Source organism: Nocardia cyriacigeorgica, from assembly GCF_010868145.1.
GTDB lineage: Bacteria > Actinomycetota > Actinomycetes > Mycobacteriales > Mycobacteriaceae > Nocardia > Nocardia cyriacigeorgica_D.
In genome coordinates this window covers 1-306 of sequence record NZ_JAAGUY010000073.1, presented here as the reverse complement: position 1 = coordinate 306, position 306 = coordinate 1, and the positions used below count along the sequence as shown (strand labels likewise).

At 69.6% G+C, this 306-nt stretch carries 1 protein-coding gene and 1 pseudogene; one reads left to right on the top strand and one right to left on the bottom strand.

The window, feature by feature from the left end; genetic code table 11:
- Positions 1-76 (top strand): annotated as a pseudogene (locus GV792_RS29985) (rhodanese-like domain-containing protein); the annotation flags it as partial.
- Between the two features lie 12 nt (positions 77-88).
- Here the strand turns inward: GV792_RS29985 and GV792_RS28795 are convergent.
- The coding region (locus tag GV792_RS28795) for a rhodanese-like domain-containing protein (RefSeq protein ID WP_256673912.1) at positions 89-306 on the bottom strand (218 nt) is incomplete at its 5' end.

Below are 306 nucleotides of genomic sequence, written 5' to 3'. Positions count from 1 at the left end.
CACCATGCCCGGCGCCCTGGTGATCGAACGCAATGTCCTGGAATGGCGGCTGGACCCGTCCAGCTCGGCCCGGCTGAGGTGGGTATTTCTACAGCGAGGCGAGCGCGGCGACCTCGCGAGCGAAATGCGGGGCGCGCGAGGCCACGGTGAGCATTCCGGCCGCCTTGAGCGCCTGGTAGCCGCCGACCAGGTCGGTGGCCCGGTGCAGGCCCAATTGCTGCAATGAGGCGGCGGCCAGGCTGGAGGTGTAGCCCTCCGAGCACAGCACGATCCATTCCACGTCGTGGTCGGTGGCCAGCGCCAGCC